General features: G+C 38.3%; 1 rRNA gene (cut by a window edge). It reads left to right on the top strand.

What is annotated here, in order from left to right:
* Nucleotides 1–105 (top strand): 5S ribosomal RNA (rrf, locus tag DW183_RS12950); it begins 14 nt to the left of the window's first position.
* The last annotated feature ends 193 nt before the right edge of the window (nt 106–298 follow it).

Below are 298 nucleotides of genomic sequence, written 5' to 3'. Positions count from 1 at the left end.
GCTTAGGGGAAACACCCGTTATACATCCCGAACACGATGGTTAAGACTTAAGCGGCCGATGGTACTTGGTTGGAGACGACCCGGGAGAGTAGGTGGCTGCCAGTTATAGAAAAAAGACAGAAAATATTTCTGTTTTACATATAGAAGTAACGAGTCGAAAGACTTGTTACGACCTTAACAGGTTTTACCTGTGATTAGAGATTTCAAAGAAGATTGAGATTTCTAATGACTGGTAAAACAGTCAAAATAGCACCTTGAAAATTTCATACAGATAGATTTTGATGAAAGAAAGTTGAAT

Origin of the sequence: Roseburia sp. AM16-25, from assembly GCF_003473825.1 — a bacterium.
Taxonomy (GTDB): Bacteria; Bacillota; Clostridia; order Lachnospirales; family Lachnospiraceae; genus Pararoseburia; species Pararoseburia lenta.
The sequence above is the reverse complement of the archived record's forward strand: the minus strand, read 5'-3'. Positions and strand labels throughout refer to the sequence as shown.